This is a genomic window from Halomonas sp. 72 (assembly GCF_052379785.1).
In the GTDB taxonomy this organism is placed as follows: domain Bacteria; phylum Pseudomonadota; class Gammaproteobacteria; order Pseudomonadales; family Halomonadaceae; genus Vreelandella; species Vreelandella citrativorans.
Map to the genome: position 1 here is coordinate 67955 of NZ_JBQSYY010000015.1, position 22475 is coordinate 90429.

Genomic DNA, 22475 nt, shown 5'->3' on the forward strand with positions numbered 1-22475 from the left:
ATGTCCATCACCTCTAAACGCAACGTGATTATTATTGGTAACGGTATGGTCGGCCACCACCTGGTCGAGCAGCTGGTTGAAAACGGTGCCCTGTCACAGATGAACGTCACCGTGTTTGGCGAAGAGCGCCATCGTGCTTATGATCGCGTGCACCTTTCTGAATACTTCAAGGGCCGCGACGCCGAAGCGCTGGCCCTGTGTGATGCCGACTACTACGCAAGCCATGGCGTGACATTCAACAGCAGCGAAGCGGTGATCTCCATCGATCGCGCGGCAAAAACGCTAGCCACCGAGCACGGCCATTACGCCTATGATCATCTGGTACTGGCCACCGGCTCTTACCCTTTCGTGCCGCCCATTCCCGGTAACGATCGCGAAGGCTGCCTGGTGTATCGCACGCTGGACGACCTGGACGCCATCCGCGAGGCGGCGCAAAGTGCGGCCACCGGCGTTGTAGTGGGCGGCGGTCTGTTGGGTCTGGAAGCGGCCAACGCACTGCGCGGATTGAATCTGGAAACCGCGGTGATTGAGTTCGCCCCACGCCTGATGCCCATGCAGGTGGATAGCGAGGGCGGCGAGCTGCTGCGCGAAAAAATCGAAGCCTTGGGTGTTCAGGTACTCACCGAGCGGGCCACTCAGCGCATTGAAGATGGTGCAGCCAGCCGCCATCGCATGGTGTTTCAGGATGACAAAATACTGGAAACCGACCTGATCGTGTTCTCGGCGGGTATTCGCCCGCGTGATCAACTGGCCCGGGAGTGCGGCCTGGAGATCGGCGAGCGCGGCGGCGTAGTGATCAACGATCAGTGCCAAACCAGCGACCCGGCGATTTTAGCCATTGGCGAAGTGGCGCTGTGGAATCAGAGCATTTTTGGCCTGGTGGCGCCTGGCTATCAGATGGCAAAGACAGCGCTTTCGACGCTCACCGGTGGCGATGCTTCTTTTACCGGTGCCGATATGAGCACCAAGCTTAAACTTCTGGGTGTGGACGTCGGCTCGATTGGCGATGCCCACGGCACTCAAAACCCCGGCGCACGGATGTTTCGCTACCTTGACCCACTTACCCAGATTTACCGCAAGATGGTGGTCTCAAGCGACGGCAAGAAGCTCTTGGGCGCCATGCTGGTGGGCGATAACAGCGTCTACGACACCTTGCTTCAGTATTACGCCAACGGTATCGAGCTGCCCAAAGAGCCCGCCTCATTGATTTTGCCGCAAAGCGGCGCCGCCCCGGCACTTGGCCCGGACGCGCTGCCGGAAACGGCAATGATCTGCTCGTGCCATAACGTCACCAAGGCCAGCATTTGCGCGGCCATTGACGCAGGCGCCAGCGACTTGGCATCCGTGAAAGGTGACACCCGCGCCAGCACCGGCTGCGGTGGCTGCGCGTCGCTTTTGAAAAGCGTGGTGGATCATGAGCTGGCCGCACGCGGCGTTGAGGTGGACAAGTCGATTTGCGAGCACTTTCAGCACACCCGCCAAGAGCTTTACGACATCGTGCGCGTGGAGGGCATCAAGACCTTCAGCGAGTTGATCGAAAAGCACGGCGCGCCTAGCACCCACCACTTGGGCTGCGATATCTGCAAGCCTGCGGTCGGTTCCATTCTCGCCTCCTGCTTTAACGAGCCGATTACCGACGCTGCGCATATCCCGCTTCAGGATACCAACGACACTTTCATGGCCAATATGCAGAAAAACGGCACCTATTCGGTCGTGCCGCGCATTGCAGGCGGGGAAATTACACCGGATAAACTGGTGGTGCTGGGTCAGGTAGCGCAAAAGTACGGCCTTTATAGCAAGATCACCGGCGGCCAGCGGATTGATCTGTTCGGCGCACGCCTGGAAGACCTGCCTGATATCTGGGGCGAGCTGATCGAAGCTGGCTTTGAAACCGGCCACGCCTACGGCAAGTCGCTGCGTACGGTGAAATCCTGCGTGGGCAGCACTTGGTGTCGCTACGGCGTGCAGGACAGCGTGGGCATGGCGATCAAACTTGAGAACCGCTACAAGGGCCTTCGTGCACCGCACAAGATCAAATTTGGCGTATCAGGCTGTACCCGCGAATGCGCCGAAGCGCAAAGCAAGGATATCGGCATTATCGCCACCGAAAACGGCTGGAACCTCTACGTGTGCGGCAACGGCGGCATGCGCCCACGCCATGCCGAGCTGTTTGCCACCGATCTTGACGACGAAGCCCTCTACCGCACCATCGACCGTTTTCTGATGTTCTACGTGCGCACGGCGGATCGCTTGCAGCGTACCTCGGTATGGCGGGAAAACCTGGAAGGCGGGCTGGAGTATCTGAAAGAGGTGATTCTCAACGACAGCTTGGGCATGGGTGATGAACTGGAGCGCCAGATGCAAACCGTGGTGGATAACTATCAGTGCGAATGGGCAGGCGCCATCAGTGACCCGGATAAGCTCAAGCGCTTTAGAAGCTACGTCAACGATAGCCGCCCCGACCCATCGATCATCATGACCAGTGAGCGCGGCCAGCTACGGCCTGCCTAACCAACATCACTTTAAAGGGCTACTCCATGACCGCTACCGCAGTGAAGCAAGCAACGGTTACACAAAGCAGACAGGCACCGACCGGCCATAAACTGTGCAGCAAAACCGACCTAGTCGCGTTTTCCGGGGTTGCTGCGTGGCTTGAAACACCACAGGGGCCGACGCAAGTCGCGCTATTTTACTTGCCGGGCTTTGAGCGTGAGCTTTACGCGATTGATCACCACGACCCGTTTTCCAACGCCAATGTGATTGCCCACGGCATTGTGGGCGATATAAAGGGCGCCGCCGTGGTGGCTTCCCCCATTTACAAGCAGCACTTTCGTTTGGAAGATGGCCAGTGCGTGGAAGACGACAGCGTCACGCTAGCTACCTGGAAGGTGAGCTTTAAAGAAGCTGATGTGTGGATTGAGGGTTGATACCAAGAAACAACGATGAAGAACATCAATCCGCCAAGCCGCTTACTCAAGCGGCCTGGCGTCAGTCCATTAAGCGCTGGGCGCGACCGAGACTCCTTGAACACCGTGCTTCTCCAGCAAACGGGCTACCTCACCTTGCGCTTTGACTTCTTCAATAAACGCGGAAAGAAATGCAGCCGCTTCGGGCGAGCGGCCTTTAGGAACGCCCATGGCCTGCTGAATGGTCATGAAGTGGCCGGGCAGTAACCGCATGCCACCAAACTCTTCGATACCGGCTTCCAGCTGCTGCTTAACGCCTGCGGCGATATCCAACTGATGCTCTCTAAAGAACGCCACCACCTTGGGCGACGTGGGGGCTCTGACCAGCTCGGCCTGTTCAATGGTGCGGCTTAGGTACAGATCATAAGCGCTGCCTTTACCCACCACGATACGCTGCCCGAGGCGATCTACCTCTTCCTGCGCCGTGATCGGAGAGTCTTCACGGACCAGGTAACACCCCTCAATGAATACATAGGGTGCGGTAAATTCGATGCTCTCGCCGCGCCTGGGGTCGAGCGCAAAAAAGCCCATATCGGCTTCCTCTCGGCTGACAACGTCAACGGCCTCACCCGCAGAGGCAACCACCTGAAGTTCAAGCTCGACCTCCAGTCTATGTGCAATCAATGTTGCCAGATCAACCGACACACCAAACGGCTGGTGCTCGACATCAAGCCCTGCCAGAACAGGATTACCGACATTGATGGTGGCGCGCAGTACGCCAGTAGGTGCCATTACTTTTCTTAACGCTGATGCGTCACTCATCGTTAACTCCTGGTGTTAGCGCTTTAATGCTCCGCCATTAAAAACGCCGCCCCGGGGGCGGCGCTAACGGCAAGATAATCGTTTAATCAGCTCTTGATAAAATCGATCAGCACTTTATTAAACTCATCAGCATGAGTTGCGTTAATCGCATGTGGGCCACCCTTAATAATATGCGTTTTCGCCTCAGGTAAAAGCTCGGCGGCGCGTTTGCCGCTGACCTCAAACGGTACAATTTGATCGCCGTCGCCATGGAGTATCAGCGTAGGCACGTCGATTTTGGGCAGGTCTTTGCGAAAGTCGGTATAGCTAAACGCTTTGACGCATTCATAGGTGGCTAGTGGCGAGGCAAAGGCGGCGATATCGCGATGATAGAGTCGATTTGGCTCGCTGATTAAGTCACTGTTATCAGAGGTTGAGAAAAAATCCTTGGTGAAGTCTTCCAGAAATGCGATCCGGTCACCGCGAACACCGTCCAAAAACCCGTTAATGGTCGCGTCATCCAACCCACCATCCGGGTTATCATCTGCCTTATACAGGTAAGGCGGAACGGCAGCGGCAAATACGCCTTTCGTCACGCGGCCAGTGCCGTAGCTTCCAATATAGCGGGCCACTTCTCCACCGCCCATGGAAAAGCCCACCAGTGTGGCATCGTTAAGATCAAGCGTATCAATCAGCTTTTTCAGGTCGGCGGCCAGCGTATCGTAGTCGTACCCGCCATCTGCCTGGGTGGACCAGCCAAACCCACGGCGGTCGTAAGTAATAACCTTGTAGCCTGCTTCTACCAGGGCGGGCACCTGCTTTTCCCAGGAACGGCCGCTCAATGGCCAGCCGTGGATAAGTACCACGGGCTTACCTGCTCCGTATACTTCGTAATAAAGCTCTACCGGCGTACCCTGCTCCGTGCCGACGCTCAGCATAGGCATTGTTAAACCCTCCCGTTGGCGTAATGTTTGTCCATTAATGCGTTTAAAGGTTAGTACACGTTATTACCACTTACCAAAAGACGATCAGCCCGTATGGGAACAGCTTGAACTTACGGGCATTCAATCTTTTCCCTTAGCGCACATTGATACACCAAGCACTCCAGGTGCTGATCGGCTACGTGAGAATAAGCCGACAGTTTTTCAACTAATGTGAACTTGGCTTTTTCGAGCACGCGCTGAGATGCCTTGTTTTCAACCGAAACGGTCGCTGTCAGCGTGTCCAGACCATAAATACAGCGGGCCTCTTTCATCAGGTGATGAAGCGCTTTTTGGGCGATTCCCTGCCCGCAGGCGTTTTCAGCAAGGCGATAGCCGACCTGAGCACTGCCCTGATCAATATCACGCAGATTGGCGAGCCCGATAATGACGCCTTTATGGCGAATAAGCTGAGGGCTCATACGCCCATGAGCATTGAGTGCCAGACACTCAACAATATGCTGTGACACACCATGCGGGGTATAAAACTGCTTCCTGCGCGCTTCGATATGCTGCTCAAACCACGCCCGCTCTGCGGTCTCAAACGCCAACAGTTCAAAGGCATCTTCCGGGGTTAACAGGCTGAAGGTTAAATCCTTGGTATGGCGAATACGTACATCTCTTTGTGGAGTCATCGCCGTTCGTCCTTGTGGGCGCCGCTATCGTTAGTGAATAAGCTATCAATATTGCTATGCTTGCGGGTTCTACGAATGGCGTTGGAGCCAATACATTCATGAAGACAGAAGCACGCACGCTGGCATTTTCCGCCTTTATGGCACTCTTAATCGGCTGTGCCGGCATTACCGCCACGCTAGCCTCTAATTCCCAGGCTATTTTGCTCGATGGGTTATTTAACCTTATCTACTTTAGCGTAGCGTTGGTGACGATCAAGGTAAGTAAACTAGCCAGCCGCCCTGATAGCGAATCCTACCCGTTTGGTTACAGTTACTTCGAGTCGCTGGTTAACCTATGCAAAGGGCTACTGATTCTAGGGGTATCCGTCTTTGCCTTGGTGGACGCCATTGCCGCTTTACTGACAGGTGGTCGGGAAATTGCTGCAGGCCTTGCCGTTATCTACGCGCTGTTTGCGACGCTTGCCTGCTCGGTGACCGCGTGGGTTATGCATCGTAGCCAGCGCTATACCCATAGTCCGCTAATTGCGGCTGACAAACTCAATTGGGTAGTCAATAGCATCATTTCCGCCGCAGTACTCGCAGCGTTTTGTATGGTTATGGTGTTTGAGTGGCTGAACTGGAACAACGTGGTGGCGTATGTCGATTCCGTTCTGGTCATGGCAGTGGTGTTGCTTTGCTTGGGCGTACCCGTGCGTATGGCGTCCCAGGCGCTCAAAGAGCTGCTCAATAAAACACCTGATGAAACCATTGCCGCTCCCGTGCGACAAGCCATCTCCACGGCGCTGGCAGGCGCGCATACCCAGGAGGTTCGTGTTCGCATGGTGCGGCCCGGCCGCTTGCTTTATGTCATGGTACACATTGTTCTGCCCGAAGAAGGCACCGGCGCCTCGTTAAAGGCACAAGACGCTCTACGTGAACGTATTGATGATGAGATACGCCGCTGCTATTCGCCGGTGGTGTGCGATGTGGTGTTTACCGCCAATACACACTGGGCCGCGCCTTCCTGTGGATTGCTGATTGATAGGACGCCTTAAAAGCTAATGCCTGACGGATGCTGCGAATACCTAGCCTGACTGATTAGCAGCAGGCCAATGGTAGTGATGGCGCCCATTGATAGCGCTAGCCCAAAGATGGTTAAAGCGGCCACATGGCCTACGGCATCAATTAAAGCGCCGGTGGTAATTACCGGCAGACTAAATCCTATGTAGGCCATCAAAAAATAGCCTGCGCTTACCTGGGTGGACGCCGCTTTGGCTATTTCCAGCACTCCCTTCAAGCCACCTAGATAGATAAACCCGTAACAGGCGCTACTAGCGGCAACCGTTCCGACCAACACAGCCACAAGCATTCCCTGAACCGCTCCCCAGGCGATCACTGTGTAGGCGATCGGTAAGATGACAAGACCCAGCACTGTGGAATGAGCTGGCCGCAGCGCTCTTGCCCAAGGTTGAAATAACACCCCACAGCTACAAATACCGAACGTAGCAAAGCCGCTCCAGGCCGTTAAACCGTGCGCATGTAATGCAGAAGGCAAAATAGCAATCACCAGCCCCACCGTTGCCCAGGCAAGCAAAATGGCCAACCCATAGCCGAGCGTACCGGGTGGGTAGCTGGGTAGTCGCAGCATCGCGCACTTGTTAGGGTTTGGGGCCGTGTTTTTCAGTGTACTAACGGCCACTAATGCGACGACGCCAGCACCCAAATACAACCATAAGCTGGGTGGCGTTATGCTGGGTGTATGGAAGATAAACAAGCTGGTAACCGCCGCCCCCAGGCCAAATCCCATCGCAGTACTGGTTGTCACGTACTTGGTTGCCATGCTGCTATCCCCGCCAGTGAGCAGCCGGTGCATGTAGGTTGGCGCAACCGCTGACGTCAGGGCGGTGCCTATTCCGAGTAAAAACCGAGCCGCTCCCAGGGTCACTAAACCTGGCACGATCAATGTTAGGGAAGTAGCCACAAGGCATAAGAGCAGTGCAGCAATAATCAACGGCTTGCAGCCTACCCGCTCAGACAAACCATTAAGCCCCAACAATACCGGCATAATACCCGCTACATAACAGGCAAAAGCGAGTGTTGTTGCGCCAACGCCCAAGCCATCACGAGCCGCTAATGCTTCATAAAGCGGTGCTTGTAAATTGACCGCCGTGGTAATCATGCACAGCGCAAAAGCCAGCTTGAGGGCGTTCGATCGTCTCGTCACTTTGTACCTGCCTCAGTTTTCATGTGAGCCGTTACGTTCGCACTCTTAAAGAACCGGGATAAGGTACACTCAGCCATTATTACCCAGGCACTGTTCTGCCATTTTGAAGAACAGTTGAGGGCAACAAGGGCGCTTATGAAACTACAGGTTGACCGACACGCTGCCACCCCCATGGCTCAACAGCTGGAAGAAAGCCTTCGCCAGTGGATTCAACACAACGGCGCAGGCGGCGGTCTTCGTTTACCTTCAATACGCCGCTTGGCAGCGACACATAACATCAGCCGTAATGCGGTCATCGATGCCTACGAACGACTAGTGTCGTCAGGTTTAATTCGCTCAAAACCCGGCTCAGGCTTCTATGTTGCGGATAGCGTCGCCGTACAGACCAACCAACAGCGCGCTTCTAGCCCGCTACAGGAAGTCACCAATGGACTATGGGGGCTTTTCGGCGCAGAAGAGAACACCCTCAAGCTCGGCTGTGGGTGGTTGCCCAACACTTGGCGCGAGAGCGACGATCTTACCTACGCTATCCGCCAAGTTACCCGTCACAGCCGCTCAGGAATTTTTGAATACAGTACGCCGCACGGGCTTTTAACCTTACGCCGTCTGCTACAAGAGCGCCTGCGCCCGCTTGCGATTACCGCAGATGCCCAACAGATCGTGACAACCAACAGCGGTAGCCATTCTCTAGATCTGTTAGTACGTTTGCTGCTTGAGCCCGGCGATGTTGTATTTGTGGAATCACCCGGTTATTACAACCTGTTTGGGCTACTGCATTTGCAGCGCATTCGCGTGATTGGGGTCCCCCGCTTAGCCGATGGGCCCGATATCGAGCGCCTGGAAGGTTTGTTAGCCCACCACCAACCCAAACTTTTCTACATTAATAGCGTTTTCCACAATCCTACCGGCAGCACATTGACTCCCGCCGTAGCGCACCGCGTTTTACAGCTTGCCGAGCAGTATGATTTCAGGATCATTGAAGACGATATTTATGCTGATTTTCAGCATACTCCAACCACACGGTTAGCAGCCCTTGACGGGCTTAAACGTGTTATCTATTTAGCCAGCTTTTCAAAAACTCTTTCCTCGTCACTTCGCGTGGGTTTTATCGCTACTCCCCCGGATCTAGTACAACGCCTGGTAGATATCAAAATGCTGACCAGCATTTCTGCATCACTGTTTTCAGAACAGGTACTGGTTATGCTGCTGCAAAACGGCAGTTATCGAAAACTCACTGAACGATTAAGAACCCGGCTTTCCAATCAGATGGCACTAGCATTAACGCTACTAAGAAAATCAGGGTGGGAAGTGTTTACCGAACCGGCGGGCGGTATGTTTGTCTGGGCCAAGCCACCCACGGATGATGAAACGCTTAAGGCAGCTGCACAGCGCTACGAAATCATGCTTTCGCCGAGCCATCTATTCCTACCCGACAATGCGACAACCCCCTGGTTGCGTCTCAACGTTTCCTATATGCAGGACCCTAGAGCCAAAGCGTTTATTGAAGCTAATAGCCGTTAAGCCAACACGCCGAAATAGGTCATCAAGCCAACGATAATGCTAATGGTGATAAAGAACATGAGCGTGCCCGCCATCAAGGCGCCTGCCGCTACGTTGCCCATACCATAACGTTGGCCTAGCAACGGATAGACACTTGCCATGGGAGCGCCTGCAAACAGTAAGCCACCGGCAATCAGTAAAGCGTCATTGCCCGCAATCAGCCACATGCAGATCAAGACACCCAGTGGATGAATGATGAGCTTACCCGTAACGATCTGGCTCACCTCCCCCACTACGCCGCGAATTTGCAGGCCATAGAGCGCGCCGCCAATCGCAAATAGCGCGGCAGGGCCCGCCGCTTTTGCCAACATATCAACCGCCTGGATAACCGAAGTAGGCAGATGTGTATCGGTAACGGCGATCAGAACTCCGATAAACAGGCCAATGAGGATGGGATTTTTAACCAGTTGCTTGAGCGTTTTCTGGAGTGATTTCATAACGCCGCGACCGGCCTGCTGACCCGTTTCGGCTAGGATAAGCGCTAGCGGAATGATCAGCAGGTTCTCGATGATCATATTCAAAGCTAAAAAATTAGCCGCAGGCGGGCCGATAATCATCACCGCGACCGGGTAGCCACTAAACGCGCTATTGGACATCGACATCCCCAGCGCGCTGATACTTCCGGTGGTCAGCGGCTGTTTTTTCAGCATGACGGTGTACCCAAGCGCCAATCCGAAAACACCCAGCGAGCCTAGCCCGTAGGCCAGCAGGTAGTTGATATTGAAAACTTCTTCCAGAGGGTTCTGGGTAATGGCGCGGATTAACAGTGCAGGGAGGGCGATATACAGCACAAATCGGCCCACTCCCTGCATTTGCTCGCGGTTGAGAATACGGATCCGCATGGAAAAATAGCCAACAGCAATCAATAAAAAGATAGGCATGATGATGGCGGCAACTTCAAACATGCGGTGTATCCATACGAGCGTTGATCCTCATGAAGTGTCTGTTTCTGACAATATAAAGCAGATCATAAAAGCGCTATCGTATAACGACAGTGCTATTTACTCTCGATGAATCAATGGGTCAGTGCGATAAGCTCATTATAAAGCGCTTTGGGTAGGGTGATACCATCACGCAGGCTATTTTCTCGGGCCTCAAAACGGCGCTGTGAGGGTAGCCGAGCGCCCTGGCCTAAAATGTTTTCAAACAGCACTTCAGCATGCTGAAGATGACGAGCAGCATCCTGGCCCAAGAAAACGTCCGGCGATATGGCGATAATCAGCTCACCATGAAACGGCTTACCGGTTTTCTGTTCGTTGGCGGGCTGGGTTTCATGGCCCAACACATCACCAATTAGCGGCCCGGCCAATAGCTCAATCATGGTAGACAGCGCCGAGCCCTTATACCCGCCAAACGTGAGCATCGCCCCCGCCAGCGCATCTACAGGGCTGGTCGTCGCTTCACCTTGAGCATCAATTGCCCAGCCTGTGGGAATCTGTTTGCCTGCGCGCTTATACAGTTCAATCTCACCGCGCGCCACCACACTGGTCGCAAAATCAAACGTATACGGCGCGCTACCCGGACGTGGCCAGGAAAACGCGATAGGGTTGGTGCCCAACAAAGGCTTCGTGCCACCCGCTGGCGCTACAAAAGCGTGGCTGGGGGTCATGGCAATGCCAATGAGCCCTTCACTTGAAAGGGCCTCGACCTCAGGCCATAGGGCTGAAAAGTGAAAGGCGTTATTGATCGCCAGCGCGGCTAGCCCTGTTTGCCTGGCTTTTTCTACAAGCTGTTCTTTACCCATTTCAAACGCTAACAAGGAGTTACCCTGGCGGGCATTGACCTTAACCACGCTGGGCGCTTGATCAATTACTTCCGGTACGGCATGCGTATCAACGCCGCCATTGAGCGCCGTTTGAACACAGCCGATCAGGCGATATAAACCATGGGAATGGCATTCATCGCGCTGAACCGTCAGCACATTGCGCGTAATGGCTTCTGCATGGGCCTGGTTATAACCATTATGCTGAAGTACGTTCAGGCTCAAGGATTCAGCATCCTTAAGCGATAGGGTAATCTCTTCGCTCATCATCAACTCTCTTCATTTTTATTAGATAGAGGCGTTAAAAAAGCAGGTAATTGCTTACCTGCTTAGGAGTCTGTTCATCATTGAATCAATGTTGCGCATCCCATCCCATGACGACGCTCTGCTGCAGTAAACACCCGAAGATGCCCATAGCTCGCTACGCCTGATCGCGGTACTGCGCGTAGGTATCACGCGCACGGCTAAGATGCTGGTGCATCATTTCTCGTGCGGCGCTGCCGTCACGAGCAAGGATAGCGTTAAGGATATGCGCATGCTCTTCCTGTACCCGCTCCAGGTAGCGTTGGGATGAGAGCGGATTGATATCGTTACTCAGCAGTTTGGCGCGAGGGATAACGCTTTGGCTCCACTGTTCGTAGAACGATTTGAAGAAAGGATTTTTAGTCGCCGTAGCAATAGCAAAATGGAACAGGTAATCCTCTTCTCGAGCTTGCGACTGAGTGGCGTACGCGTTGGCAAACGCTTGGTGTTGCGCTTCCAGCCGCTTCTGGTCTTCAGCATCGTAGCGTAAGGCAGCAAGTTCCGCCGCGGCGGGCTCAAGCGTTAAGCGAAGCTCCAGAAGATAGAGAATGTCTTCCACCGTAGTGGGATTGATACGCTCGGCTGGAAGCGCCTCCACTTTAGAGGAACGCAAGACCGACGTGCCGACACCACGGCGTGTTTCAACCAATCCCAGAGACTTGAGATGAGTGATAGCTTCGCGAATGACCGTGCGGCTAACGCCAAAAGATTCACACAGGCTATTTTCGGTAGGCAGCTTATCGCCAACCGCCACTTTCCCCTGGGTAATCAGCGTCTCCAACTGGTTCGCTACGTGAACAGATAAACTGCCCTGCTGAGCGATCCGGTTAACCTGAAACGACGCCATAGTAGGCGTTTGCTTGGCCATGCCTGTTATCCTTTCCATGTATATATCCAGTTGCACCATAACGTACAACCAGCGCTCTATGTGCTATTGGCTATCGTCTGGATGACCAATAGCAGCAAATTTGCCACCGTGATAACGCACGGCAACATCATCGCAGTCAAGATTACGATCGCGCTGTTCCGTCTCTTCCCGCCAGGGTTCAGAGCTATCTTTTGGAACCCAGCCAAGGAAACCGGCATGAGTATTATCCCACCACTGTTCAGCATTGTCAGATGCCCCATAAACCACGGTATGCTCCAGCCGAGGGGTTGTAAAGGCACGTTTTAACAGGCTAATGAAGTCATTCAGGCTCAGCCAAGTGGCCATCATGCGAGTATCAACGGGCTTGTCAAAACAGGAGCCAATGCGCACGCTAAGTGTCTCGACACCAAACTTATCGTGATAGAGACTGGCCAGATTTTCGCCAAAGCATTTTGAGACGCCGTAAAGCGAATCCGGCCGCTGAGGAACCTGATTATCTATTCGCTGATGGCGCTTATAAAAGCCTATCGCATGGTTGGAACTAGCAAACACGATACGCGGTTTACCATTAAGCCGTGCGGCTTCAAAAAGATTGTAAGTACCAATAATATTGGCATTCAATATATCATTCCAGGGACTTTCAACCGACATCCCGCCCAGATGAATGATGCCATCGCATCCTCGTACCAGCTCGGCTACAGCCTGTTGATCGCTGAGATCCGCCTGGATCAGTTCCTCACCTGGCTGAGCATTGTCCAGAGGTGCAATATCCGAAAGGCGGACATGCTTGGCAAACCCGGCAAGATGCGGACGCAAACTTTTCCCCAATCCGCCAGCCGCCCCAGTCACTAGAATACGATTAAACATGCTATCTCCTGCTTAGTCTGTTGTTTGCCTTGTTGGCATTGAGCGAAGGTGATATCCATCAAAATTGAAATCTAAAAGCCGTAAAGCTTGGCCGGGTTATCAACCAGAATTTTTTGCTGGACGCTGTCAGAGGCCCAATCCAAAAGTACATCAAGCTGCTCGGCGTCATCAGGATAGCGTTCCCGGGGCACCCCCACATGCGGCCAATTTGAGCCCCATAGCACGCGCTCGGGCGCATGCTCAATAAGCCGTTTGGCAACAGGCCCTACATCGTTATACCCCGGACCGCCGGTTAGACTGGTCTCATACGCCCCGCATATTTTTATCCACGCGTTGCCCCGGTCGAGCAACTCGACAATACGGTCTACGCGTTCATCATCAGCCGCTACGGGATCCATGAATTTGCCAATGTGGTCAATGATATAGTCGGTTTGGATGGCCTTGAGAGTGGCCATATAGTCGTTGATCATTCGGCCGTTGAACTGCACCATCAAGTGCCAACCAAGTGGCCGAATGCGCGCTTCAACGTCGCTCAATTGATCCATCCCCACGGCACCACCGGGAAGCTGCATGATACGGGCGCCCCGGGCACCTTGAGAATGAAAGGCATCAATATCTGCCTCCGTAGCATCAGGCCTGACGGCAACAATCGCACGTGCATTTGCCTGCCCGATTTGGGTAACGCCTTCAAGCACGGCCCTGTTATCAAATTGATAAGCATTGGACTGGGTAACAACCACGCGCTCAAGCGAGAGCCTGCGCTGTACTACTTGATAATTTTCAACCGTCGCCAGTTCTTTAACATCGGGGCCGCCAGGCTGTGCGGTGTAGCCCGGCAGATACAAATGCATATGGCAGTCGGTCGCGCCAGCCGGCACTTTCAAACGCGGCGCGCCCCCTTCCAGTGGACGCGTGTTGGCTGGGATGGACATACTCAAAACTCCTTCAAAGCATAGGTAATCAGCGCATCGCGGTTGATTTCAATCCCCAAGCCAGGGCCATCGGGAATGTTCATAACCCCCTGGTGATGCTCTAGGGGCGTTTTAACCACGGCCTGACGAAATGGATTTTCAGTGCGGTCAAACTCCATGATGGGTTCAAGTGGCGAGCGCCGTGGCGGATTGGGCGGCAGTGCAGCCATAAACTGAAGGCTCGCCGCCAGGCATACTGCGGTTCCCCATACGTGAGGCACTAAGCGCACGCCGTGCATGGCGGCCATATCTGCAATTCGGCGCATTTCGCTAAAGCCGCCGACGCCACAGATATCCGGCTGGATGATATCGATAGCCCTGCGTGCAAGCGGCTCCTGCATGGCGTAGCGGCCGTGCCAGTTCTCGCCACTTGCCACGGGAATGGGCTGGCTCGCTCTTACCGCTTGGTAAGTCTCAATCTGCTCAGGGAGTACCGGCTCTTCAAACCAGTCGATACCAAACGCCGCCGCACGCTGGCCTACCTCGATGGCTTCCAGATAATCGTAGCCGTGATTGGCATCAATCATAAGGCGCACATCCGGCCCGATTGCTTCACGCACGGCCTCAATCACTTTCAGATCTTCTTCAACATCAAAGCCGATCTTGATCTTTACGGCATGAAAGCCTTCGTGACGATAGCGCGCTACTTCCGCCGCTACGTCGCTGACACGCTCAACACCCTCGCGGCAAAACGAGCCGGTGGCATAGGCGCGCACAGATTCACGGAACCTCCCACCAAGCAGCGTGGAAACAGGTACGCCGAAGTGCTTGCCCTTGATGTCCCAAAGCGCAATATCGATACCGCTCAGAGCAGTCATGGTTAAGCCACGCTGGCCCTGATCACGCAGCCGATTATAAAGGTTAAGCCATACTTTCTCTGTTTGCAGCGGGTCTTCGCCAATCAGCGCCTGGGCGTATACCTGGACAATGGCCGCATTGGGCTTGGCAGGCCCCAAGCACTCGCCCCACCCAATGGTGCCGTCTTCACAAATGATTTCGACTAAGCAGTGCTGGCGGCGCGTGAATGACATCGAAGCACTTTCAAACGCTGTTTCAAGCTTATGATCCAGAATATAAGTCTTGACCGCTTCTATTCTCATGGCTGATTTTCCTGTCATGGCGTTATCTAAAAAGGCCAGGTAGCGTTAATGAAACTGCCGGGATGTAAGTCACCAGCATTAGCGCTACAAACAGCGCCAGGAAGAAGGGCCAGATGGTGCGAACTGCATGCTCAATTTTAATTTTCCCGATCACGCAGCCCACAAACAGGCACGCGCCTACCGGCGGGGTACATAAACCCAGCCCCAGGTTCATCATTAAAATGATGCCGAATTGGATAGGATCCATGCCAAACTGCATGGCTACCGGCAGGAAGATGGGCGTGCAGATCAGGATTAACGCCGCCATATCCATGATCATGCCCAATACCAGTAGAATCAGGTTAAGCATCAAAAAGATAACCACAGGCTTGTCTGAAATCGTCATTAACCCGGTGGTCAGCATTTCAGGCACGTTATAGAGCGCCAGCATATAAGAGAAAGCCGATGCGCAGCCCACCAGAATCATGACCAGCGATGTGGTTTTAACCGACTGAATAACGGCAGCCTTGAAGGACGACCACTTAAGTTCACGGTAGACAAGCCCGGTCACGATAATGGCGTAGATGGCGCCAAAAGCCCCGGACTCCGTTACCGTCAAGATGCCCGAAAGAACGCCGCCGACAATAATGACAGCGGTCATCAAGCCAGGCAGCGAGGCGATCAGGCTAAGAAACAGGGCTTGCCAGCCGGGAAATGCCTCACCTTTATAGCCACGCTTAACGGCCACGATATAAGCGGCCACGGCCAGGCTTAAGCACATCAGGATGCCAGGCACGATACCGGCAATAAAAAGCTGGGTAACGGAAATACCGCCGCCCGCCGCTACGGCATAGAGAATCATGTTATGGCTGGGCGGAATGACCACGCCGGCGACCGACGAGGTCACCGTAACGTTGACGGCATAGTCAGCGTCGTAGCCCTTCTCTTTCATCACCGGGATAAGAATCGAGCCCAAGGCAGACGTATCGGCTACCGCTGAACCCGAGATGCCGCCAAACAGCATCGAAGAGCTTATATTGACCATCCCCAGACCGCCGCGCATCCTCCCCACCATAGCGGAGGCCAGGCGAACAAGCCGGGTTGAAATGCCGCCGTGAAGCATCAGCTCACCGGCGAAAATGAAAAACGGAATCGCCAGTAGCGAAAAAACGGAAATGCCGGATAAGATACGTTGAAAGGCGACAAACAGCGGTAGCCCTTCATACATAAACGCAGCGACAGCGGCCAGCCCAACGGCAAAAGCGACCGGTGCACCTGCGACAAGGCCGAGAAAAAAAATTCCAAACAGTATCATCAGCCCCATGACTTATGCCCTCCCAGCGTTTCGAGACAGTAATCGTTGCACTATATCCGCCCCTGCAAACAGCATGATCAGCACGCCACAAATTACCAGTGGGGCTGCACGCCAGCTTTCAGAGAGACCAATCATTGGAATAGCCCTTTCCATGTTTGTCATGACCAGCTTCCAGCCCTGAGCCACCATAAAACCACCAAATACAAGAATGAAAAGATCCGAGATGTGGTGCATTAATCCGCGCAGAAAAGGAGGAAAGCTCTCTCGAACAAAGTCGATATTCAGATGGCTGTGGTATCTGACGCCGGCAGCGGCGCCCAAACAGGTGATATATACCACTAATATCAGGGAGGTTTGCTCTACCCAGGTTGGCGTGTTGTTAAGCACATAACGTCCAAAGACTAGCCAACCGAAAGTAGCAATAAGAACGACCAGCATGATGCCCGCCACAAGCACGCATAGCTCAGCCATGCCATCCAACACGCGGTCTACAGAGCCTTCTTTTGTCGTGCTTTTTCTACTGCTGGGTGTTTCAAGTTCTATACTCACGACACATTTCCTTTTAATCTTTCGGCGGCATCAAGCCGCCGAAAGGAAGTCATAAGAAAATTATTGAGCGGCTCTGATTTCCTCGATCAGCTCACCCGTGCCCGGGTTATTAGCGATAAAGTTGTCATACATCGGCTCCATCAATGTTTGGAAAGCCGCTTTATCTTCTACTTCATTAATTTCCACGCCGTTATCCAAGATAATCTGACGGCTCTCTTCAGAGCTTTCGACCCACAGCTCACGTTGCATGGTGGAAGCATTCATCGCTTCTTCACGAACGATTTCCTGGTCTTCTTCGGATAACTTGTCCCAACTGGCTTTGGCAACACACAGGCACTCGGGAATAATCAAATGCTCGGTTAAGGAGTAGTATTCCGCCGCTTCGTAGTGGTTGCTGGATTCAAAGGAGGGGTAGTTGTTTTCAGCACCATCCAGAACACCGGTGGTTAAACTCTGGTAAACCTCGCCATACGCCATTGGCGTCGCATTGCCGCCAAGCGCCTCCATCATCTCGACGTAAAGATCGTTATTCATGACCCGGATCTTTAAGCCCTGAACATCTTCTGGGGTGTTGATCGGATGCTTGGTGTTGTAAATGCTTCTGGCGCCTGAATCGAACCAGGAGAGCACTACCAGACCTTTATCTTCCAATGCATCAGCAAAGCGCTGACCAATCTCGCCATCCATTACCGTGTGCATATGGTCTACATCGGTAAATAGGAAAGGTAGCGAGAAAACATTCGTTTCCTTAACAATGGGTCCCATGGGCCCCATATTGAAATTAGCGAAATCCAACGCACCATTGCGGGTTTGCTCAATCGCATCAGACTGATCACCCAGCACGGCATTGTTGTAAACACGGGGGGTAACGCGCCCTTCTGTTTGCTCTTTAACTGCCTCGGCAAAGGCTTCAAGCGCTACCGTATTGGGGTAACCGTCAGGGTGAATATTCCAGCCCCGCCAGTTATCGGCTTGGGCAGAAACAGCAGCGGCTAATAGCGAGACACCCGTTAGGGCAAACAGCGCTTGGCGACGGATAGTTTTTGTTTTCATCACTTAAAACCTCTTATTATTACTTGTGGTTTTTTTCAGCTTTTAGAAAGAACGCGCTACACCAACCAGGCGCTCTAACTGCTGGCGTTGCTCTTGGGTGGGCATGGTTAAAGGCGCACGAACGCTTCCAGCCGGGCGGCCGATAATATCCGCGCCTTCTTTAATCAAGCTAACCGCGTAACCGGCTTTTTGATCACGCAGATCAATAAATGGAATAAAGAAATCGTTCGTGATTCGTTTAACGACGTCTTTATCACCGTTGCGGAGCGCTTTATAAAACGTAACCGCCATATCGGGTACAAAGTTGAATACCGCAGATGAATAGGTATTAACGCCAATTGACAGGTACGCTTCTGCGAAAATCTCTGCCGTAGGCACACCGCCCACATACACTAAGCGATCACCGACCGTTTTAATGATTTTGTTGAGTGCCTGAATATCGCCTTTACCATCTTTCAAACCGATAAGGTTCGAGCAGGCATCCGCGAGTGCTTGCACCGACTCGGCATTCAGAACCCCGTTCCCTCGGTTGTAGTAAATGACGTTGATATCAGTGGCATCACAAATTTGCCGCGCATACTCGACTAATCCATCCTGCGGACACTCTGTCAGGTACGGGGGCATCAACAAAATACCATCGGCACCGGCTTCAGAGGCGGCATCAGCAAAGGCCTTGCCCGCTTCAACACTTAACCCAGCGCTTGCGATTACCGGCAGCTTACCATCGACTACTTCCACCGCTACACGAACAATCTGGCGATACTCTTCAAGCGTCAAATTGAAAAATTCGCCCGTACCACCAGCTACAAACACGGCAGAAATGTCGTGGCTGATAAACCACGCTAAGCGCTCGCGGTAGCTTTTTTCGTCAAATTTTCCGTTCTGATCAAAATCGGTAATGGGAAATGACAGTAGTCCATCTCCAACTGCTTGTATTACTTCTTGTTTGGAAAATTTCACAGAAACGTCCTCATGCTTTCTCATCCATGTTTAATTACATGGCAATAGGTAAAATCGTAGTAAACTAGTTATTTGTCATACATCATACAAACTAGAAAATAATCAACACGCGCAACACCTGCAAGTAAAAAGCTTTAAGCTTCGACCAAAGTGCTAGCGTCTAAAATATCTTTTAAAAACCCAGTAATTTTTTTAAGCAATAAAAACAAGATTTTGCCCTAGAGGGTGCACCTTCATGGAGAACAATAGCCCCTAAGCAATTTTGCCGGAACCAACTTAATATCGGTAGGCATCAAATATTGATGATTAAATCCGGCTTAAAAAGCGGTGAATTAAACTCATCCGGATATCCGCCAGGGTTAGCCAGTACGCGCGTACCGGCATATATAAGATCCACCGGTTCATGAACGTGACCGTGTATCCATAGATCCATTTTGCCCATCAACTGCGGCAGATGAGAGGCAAAGGCTGGGGATAGCGCATCACCTAAATATTGATCAGGAATGCAGTGGTGAAGCGGCGCATGATGGCTGATCACTACCCTGGGACCATCAAACGGCTTGGACAGTTCGCCTTCAAGCCAAGCGAGGGCTTCAGTGTGCAGCTGCTGACTCGCTTGGGGTGTCAACGTCGTGCCCGGTGACGTTTGGATGATTCTGAAATCGGGCATGTAGCGCAGCGCTTTGGACTCGGTATGGGCTGGATTTTTCGTCGGATCACTGGCGTAAAGCGCAAAATCGGTCCAGAGGGTCGTGCCATAAAAGCGTACGCCGTTGAGCGTGACGGCGCGGTTATCCAGCAGTTCGATATCAAGCCGCTTGGCCTCTTTCTTAAGCTCTTCGCGCATCAGCGGCATACAGGTGCCATAGAACTCATGGTTCCCCGGCACAAACAGAATTGGCAGCGTGGGAAACTGCGCCCGTGCCCAGATTAAGCCTTCAGCTTTATGATGAATATCCCCCGCTAACATCACAACATCGGCCTTTACATCGGATAACGGGCGGCTGTCCGCAAAGTGCTCCAAGTGCAGGTCGGATAAAATACGCAGACGCATCCAATCTCCTTAACGGGAAAGCTCTTCGATAAACGAGTCGATAAGCCTGATCACCTGCGCTTCATCTTCGCGGTGAGGGGTGTGGTGAAGGTTTTTAAGTATTTCGCAGTGCGCCGGGCCTTGGATATACCGGGCAATACGTTCCGGCTGGCGGTGCGAGCCATATTCATCTTTCTCGCCGTGCAATACCAATGTGGGGCAATGCACGCGTTCAAGCGCGGGTACCAATGACCAGTTGATGAAGTCAGGATGCAGCCACGTATTAACCCAGGCATCTAACACCCAGCGGGCTTTATGACCGTGATATTTTTCCAGCTTTGAAAACTGTTCTGGCGCTTTAAAAGCGGCTTTTGCCTGTTCGATACCAGAACGTGTACGCGCCTCGTTAGCCGATTGAGCAGCAATCGTAATCAGCCCCAGACACCGTGACGCATAAGCGCCAGCACAGTGAATGGCCATGCAGCCGCCCACGCTATGGCCTAATACAATAAAGCGGTCTATCGCAAGCGCTGCACATAAAGCGGCAAAATCAGTGCCGGGTTCATCGTCAATAAAGCTCAACGGTGGCGGCTCAAGACAGGCGCTCGATTGACCAAACCCCAGCCGGTCATAGGCAATAACGCGGTGTCGGGTCTTTTCGCATAGCGCTGCTGGAAAGCTACGCCATAAGGCGGTACAGCCGAGAGAGTCGTGTAATAAAATAATCGGTGTATCAGAACTCAGCGCCGAGGGTTCCCAGCTGCGTGCAAACAGGTGTCCGTGAGACAATGACACCCAGTGGTCGTGATAAGCGATTGATGAGGTCATGGCGTAGCTCTATTGTTATTAAGCCTTTTTAAAACATATGTTGAAGACATAAGCTATGTGCCTAAACCAACATAGCACGTCGAGATATTCCGCAAAAACAATCTGCCAAAACAATCTGCCAAAACAATTTTTCAAAGACTATCTATCAAAAATTGTCTATCAAAATCTATCTATCAAAACCTATCCATCACAACACTGCATAACCACTTAGCATTTTAAGAAGCAATTCTGCAGCAAGTAGACGACTTCATCTATGCGTCTGTTTAAGCCGTCCTTGGCCGGATAAAGTGCGGCAGACGCTATGTGTCAGTCATTTACCTTGCGCGGCATTTTAAGAGCCAGTGAGAACGGTCGTTCCTTGCGACACTTGACAAAGCGCTTTACAGATATCACACGCGCTCTCCCCCCGACCCATCAGTTAATTCTACTATCGTGAGTTTTCAAGCCCACAGAACCTAGCGGCTCAGAACCCATTTTTTGCCATTTCCTCTCCTCGCATCCACTTTTCCACCTACGTGCATAATCTATCGAACGGAGCTTTCACACCCCTGCTGCATCGCAGCAAAAAACCGCTACACTTTACGAAGTACCCTATCTGGAGAATCCCACGATGGCCTTCCCGCTAATTCCTACTTCTTACGATGGTGATGTTCTACCCTTCTGGAGGCTCCAAGCATTATGGCAACGCACCTCCATGGAGCACTGAAAGCACACCTAGGCTAAGCATTTGGTTTTAAATGTAGTGTGATAAGAATAATCACCGGGACCAGAGCTTTTTTTGGCTCCGTGAATTATTTATGAAAAGCTTTTCCATTCAACGATGTAAGCAATTGCTTACAAGCGATGGTCATTTACCTACACCTTTTTGGCTAGCTCTGTGCTTAAAAAGCGCCTACTATCTAGCTTCGCAAGCCAATGCTGCGTCGCACAATAGAAAGTTTCATAACAAGGATATTAGATAACCTTCACAACAGGAGTGCATGCCATGCAACACTCAGCAACTCAATATTCGGCAACCAGCGCCTACATTATGGAAGTATGGGCACAACATGCCCTAAAGCAGCGCGCAGCGTTTGATGCGCTGGCTGCCTACATGCTCAAGCTGTAAGCGCTTTACAATGATATGCTTGAATCAACGCCTCACTATGAGGCGTTATTTGTTTAAATAAAGGCAAACCTAGGCCGGGCTATGCCTCAACGCTTTCGACTAGGTTTCCTTAAAAATATTCATGCGCTTTATAGCCTGACATGGATCACTGTCAAAGAACATTTGAACCAAGCATCCCCTCTCGATAAATCCGCTCTCTTCATAACAATGGAACGCCTTGACGGTTTTCACCGTAACGATCAAAACGTCTTATGAATATTGATGTTAGCTAAGCAGCTGAGAATTTTATAGTTATTTTCTCGGACAGGTATGGAGTTATATAACGAATTAATCTAATATTAATTAGGCTCATTAAAGCATTATTTTCAACGTGCCATTTTACTCGTATATAAACACATTGACTAAGGAACTGACAATGCCATCACCTTTGCTAGCCCGGATTTCTCACAGGGTATAAAAGAAAGCGGCTGAAAGTGTTAACGTTTCAGGGCCTTACACCAAAAACCAACACCAACAGCCGCTTCCAAAATGGTACCTGAAAAGCTGACCTTCTCGCCACTCTCTCGCCGCCAAATTGAAGCCGACTTCTCCGGGGGCCACATTACGTCGGACGCCGGATTACTCCTGCTTCGTGAAGTCGATAAACAGCATCGCCTAACACGCCGCTTGGCCGCCGTGCTTCATGATCCCCGCT

Annotated in this window: 22 protein-coding genes; 6 read left to right on the top strand and 16 right to left on the bottom strand. The window is 52.3% G+C overall.

Annotated features, from left to right (window positions below; translation table 11 throughout):
• Positions 1 to 2511, top strand: a complete 2511-nt coding sequence (gene nirB / locus ACT3T6_RS13330; protein ID WP_193053454.1) for a nitrite reductase large subunit NirB — start codon at positions 1 to 3, stop codon at positions 2509 to 2511.
• Positions 2512 to 2537: 26 nt separating this feature from the next.
• Complete coding sequence (gene nirD / locus ACT3T6_RS13335; RefSeq protein WP_193053453.1) at positions 2538 to 2927, top strand: nitrite reductase small subunit NirD; 390 nt, start codon at positions 2538 to 2540, stop codon at positions 2925 to 2927.
• 69 nt (positions 2928 to 2996) lie between these two features.
• On the opposite strand, the gene ACT3T6_RS13340 is transcribed toward nirD, so the two are convergent.
• The 3 genes from ACT3T6_RS13340 to ACT3T6_RS13350 form a co-directional block, all read right to left on the bottom strand.
• Positions 2997 to 3728, bottom strand: a complete 732-nt coding sequence (locus tag ACT3T6_RS13340; RefSeq protein ID WP_193053452.1) for an ABC transporter substrate-binding protein — start codon at positions 3726 to 3728, stop codon at positions 2997 to 2999.
• A gap of 86 nt (positions 3729 to 3814) precedes the next feature.
• Positions 3815 to 4651, bottom strand: coding sequence for an alpha/beta fold hydrolase (locus ACT3T6_RS13345; RefSeq protein ID WP_193053451.1), 837 nt, complete (start codon positions 4649 to 4651; stop codon positions 3815 to 3817).
• 110 nt (positions 4652 to 4761) lie between these two features.
• A complete protein-coding gene (locus ACT3T6_RS13350) occupies positions 4762 to 5322 on the bottom strand; it encodes a GNAT family N-acetyltransferase (RefSeq protein WP_193053450.1) in 561 nt (186 codons plus the stop codon).
• Between the two features lie 98 nt (positions 5323 to 5420).
• Here ACT3T6_RS13350 and ACT3T6_RS13355 point away from each other — a divergent pair, with 98 nt between their 5' ends.
• Positions 5421 to 6356, top strand: coding sequence for a cation diffusion facilitator family transporter (locus ACT3T6_RS13355; protein WP_193053449.1), 936 nt, complete (start codon positions 5421 to 5423; stop codon positions 6354 to 6356).
• Here the strand turns inward: ACT3T6_RS13355 and ACT3T6_RS13360 are convergent.
• Positions 6353 to 7525 (bottom strand): MFS transporter, encoded by a 1173-nt coding sequence (locus tag ACT3T6_RS13360; protein WP_328515003.1) that lies wholly within the window; start codon positions 7523 to 7525, stop codon positions 6353 to 6355. The two genes, ACT3T6_RS13355 and ACT3T6_RS13360, sit on opposite strands and share 4 nt — an antisense overlap.
• A 135-nt stretch (positions 7526 to 7660) precedes the next feature.
• Between ACT3T6_RS13360 and ACT3T6_RS13365 the strand changes: the two genes are divergently transcribed.
• The gene (locus tag ACT3T6_RS13365; RefSeq protein WP_193053448.1) at positions 7661 to 9046 is read left to right on the top strand and encodes an aminotransferase-like domain-containing protein; all 1386 of its coding nucleotides are present in this window, start codon (positions 7661 to 7663) and stop codon (positions 9044 to 9046) included.
• On the opposite strand, the gene ACT3T6_RS13370 is transcribed toward ACT3T6_RS13365, so the two are convergent.
• From ACT3T6_RS13370 to ACT3T6_RS13425, 12 genes are all read right to left on the bottom strand, one after another.
• Positions 9043 to 9990 (bottom strand): AEC family transporter, encoded by a 948-nt coding sequence (locus ACT3T6_RS13370; protein WP_193053447.1) that lies wholly within the window; start codon positions 9988 to 9990, stop codon positions 9043 to 9045. The two genes, ACT3T6_RS13365 and ACT3T6_RS13370, sit on opposite strands and share 4 nt — an antisense overlap.
• Before the next feature lie 110 nt (positions 9991 to 10100).
• On the bottom strand, positions 10101 to 11117 hold the full coding sequence (locus tag ACT3T6_RS13375) for an Ldh family oxidoreductase (protein WP_287077032.1): 1017 nt from the start codon (positions 11115 to 11117) through the stop codon (positions 10101 to 10103).
• A gap of 151 nt (positions 11118 to 11268) precedes the next feature.
• A complete protein-coding gene (locus ACT3T6_RS13380) occupies positions 11269 to 12018 on the bottom strand; it encodes a FadR/GntR family transcriptional regulator (RefSeq protein ID WP_226912116.1) in 750 nt (249 codons plus the stop codon).
• A 63-nt stretch (positions 12019 to 12081) separates the two neighbouring features.
• Entirely contained in the window at positions 12082 to 12885 is an 804-nt protein-coding gene (locus tag ACT3T6_RS13385; protein WP_193053446.1) for an NAD-dependent epimerase/dehydratase family protein, read from the bottom strand.
• 71 nt (positions 12886 to 12956) lie between these two features.
• Entirely contained in the window at positions 12957 to 13817 is an 861-nt protein-coding gene (locus ACT3T6_RS13390; RefSeq protein ID WP_193053445.1) for an amidohydrolase family protein, read from the bottom strand.
• A gap of 2 nt (positions 13818 to 13819) precedes the next feature.
• Entirely contained in the window at positions 13820 to 14956 is a 1137-nt protein-coding gene (locus tag ACT3T6_RS13395; protein ID WP_193053444.1) for a mandelate racemase/muconate lactonizing enzyme family protein, read from the bottom strand.
• 22 nt (positions 14957 to 14978) lie between these two features.
• Positions 14979 to 16259: a TRAP transporter large permease gene (locus tag ACT3T6_RS13400; protein ID WP_193053443.1), complete on the bottom strand. Its 1281-nt coding sequence runs from the start codon at positions 16257 to 16259 to the stop codon at positions 14979 to 14981.
• Between the two features lie 3 nt (positions 16260 to 16262).
• Positions 16263 to 16799 (bottom strand): TRAP transporter small permease, encoded by a 537-nt coding sequence (locus tag ACT3T6_RS13405; RefSeq protein WP_193053442.1) that lies wholly within the window; start codon positions 16797 to 16799, stop codon positions 16263 to 16265.
• A gap of 60 nt (positions 16800 to 16859) precedes the next feature.
• Entirely contained in the window at positions 16860 to 17852 is a 993-nt protein-coding gene (locus ACT3T6_RS13410) for a TRAP transporter substrate-binding protein (protein ID WP_193053441.1), read from the bottom strand.
• 42 nt (positions 17853 to 17894) lie between these two features.
• Positions 17895 to 18812 carry a 5-dehydro-4-deoxyglucarate dehydratase gene (gene kdgD, locus ACT3T6_RS13415; protein ID WP_193053440.1) on the bottom strand — a complete coding sequence of 306 codons (918 nt, stop codon included), beginning with the start codon at positions 18810 to 18812 and terminating at the stop codon, positions 17895 to 17897.
• Between the two features lie 292 nt (positions 18813 to 19104).
• A complete protein-coding gene (locus ACT3T6_RS13420) occupies positions 19105 to 19866 on the bottom strand; it encodes a metallophosphoesterase (RefSeq protein WP_193053439.1) in 762 nt (253 codons plus the stop codon).
• A gap of 9 nt (positions 19867 to 19875) precedes the next feature.
• Entirely contained in the window at positions 19876 to 20673 is a 798-nt protein-coding gene (locus ACT3T6_RS13425; protein ID WP_193053438.1) for an alpha/beta fold hydrolase, read from the bottom strand.
• A gap of 985 nt (positions 20674 to 21658) precedes the next feature.
• On the opposite strand from ACT3T6_RS13425, the gene ACT3T6_RS13430 reads away from it, so the two are divergent.
• Positions 21659 to 21781, top strand: a complete 123-nt coding sequence (locus tag ACT3T6_RS13430) for a hypothetical protein (RefSeq protein ID WP_264298634.1) — start codon at positions 21659 to 21661, stop codon at positions 21779 to 21781.
• A gap of 528 nt (positions 21782 to 22309) precedes the next feature.
• A partial coding sequence (locus ACT3T6_RS13435; RefSeq protein ID WP_443589647.1) for a transposase occupies positions 22310 to 22475 on the top strand: 166 nt, incomplete at its 3' end.

Coding starts and splice junctions, on each gene's coding strand:
- ACT3T6_RS13390 (WP_193053445.1), bottom strand. CDS start 13,817: ATGTCCATCCCAGCCAACACGCGTCCACTGGAAGGGGGCGCGCCGCGT.
- ACT3T6_RS13395 (WP_193053444.1), bottom strand. CDS start 14,956: ATGAGAATAGAAGCGGTCAAGACTTATATTCTGGATCATAAGCTTGAA.
- ACT3T6_RS13370 (WP_193053447.1), bottom strand. CDS start 9,990: ATGTTTGAAGTTGCCGCCATCATCATGCCTATCTTTTTATTGATTGCT.
- ACT3T6_RS13425 (WP_193053438.1), bottom strand. CDS start 20,673: ATGACCTCATCAATCGCTTATCACGACCACTGGGTGTCATTGTCTCAC.
- ACT3T6_RS13380 (WP_226912116.1), bottom strand. CDS start 12,018: ATGGCCAAGCAAACGCCTACTATGGCGTCGTTTCAGGTTAACCGGATC.
- ACT3T6_RS13365 (WP_193053448.1), top strand. CDS start 7,661: ATGAAACTACAGGTTGACCGACACGCTGCCACCCCCATGGCTCAACAG.
- ACT3T6_RS13385 (WP_193053446.1), bottom strand. CDS start 12,885: ATGTTTAATCGTATTCTAGTGACTGGGGCGGCTGGCGGATTGGGGAAA.
- ACT3T6_RS13375 (WP_287077032.1), bottom strand. CDS start 11,117: ATGATGAGCGAAGAGATTACCCTATCGCTTAAGGATGCTGAATCCTTG.
- ACT3T6_RS13420 (WP_193053439.1), bottom strand. CDS start 19,866: ATGCGTCTGCGTATTTTATCCGACCTGCACTTGGAGCACTTTGCGGAC.
- ACT3T6_RS13345 (WP_193053451.1), bottom strand. CDS start 4,651: ATGCCTATGCTGAGCGTCGGCACGGAGCAGGGTACGCCGGTAGAGCTT.
- ACT3T6_RS13430 (WP_264298634.1), top strand. CDS start 21,659: ATGCAACACTCAGCAACTCAATATTCGGCAACCAGCGCCTACATTATG.
- ACT3T6_RS13355 (WP_193053449.1), top strand. CDS start 5,421: ATGAAGACAGAAGCACGCACGCTGGCATTTTCCGCCTTTATGGCACTC.
- ACT3T6_RS13350 (WP_193053450.1), bottom strand. CDS start 5,322: ATGACTCCACAAAGAGATGTACGTATTCGCCATACCAAGGATTTAACC.
- nirB (WP_193053454.1), top strand. CDS start 1: ATGTCCATCACCTCTAAACGCAACGTGATTATTATTGGTAACGGTATG.
- nirD (WP_193053453.1), top strand. CDS start 2,538: ATGACCGCTACCGCAGTGAAGCAAGCAACGGTTACACAAAGCAGACAG.
- ACT3T6_RS13400 (WP_193053443.1), bottom strand. CDS start 16,259: ATGGGGCTGATGATACTGTTTGGAATTTTTTTTCTCGGCCTTGTCGCA.
- ACT3T6_RS13340 (WP_193053452.1), bottom strand. CDS start 3,728: ATGAGTGACGCATCAGCGTTAAGAAAAGTAATGGCACCTACTGGCGTA.
- ACT3T6_RS13410 (WP_193053441.1), bottom strand. CDS start 17,852: ATGAAAACAAAAACTATCCGTCGCCAAGCGCTGTTTGCCCTAACGGGT.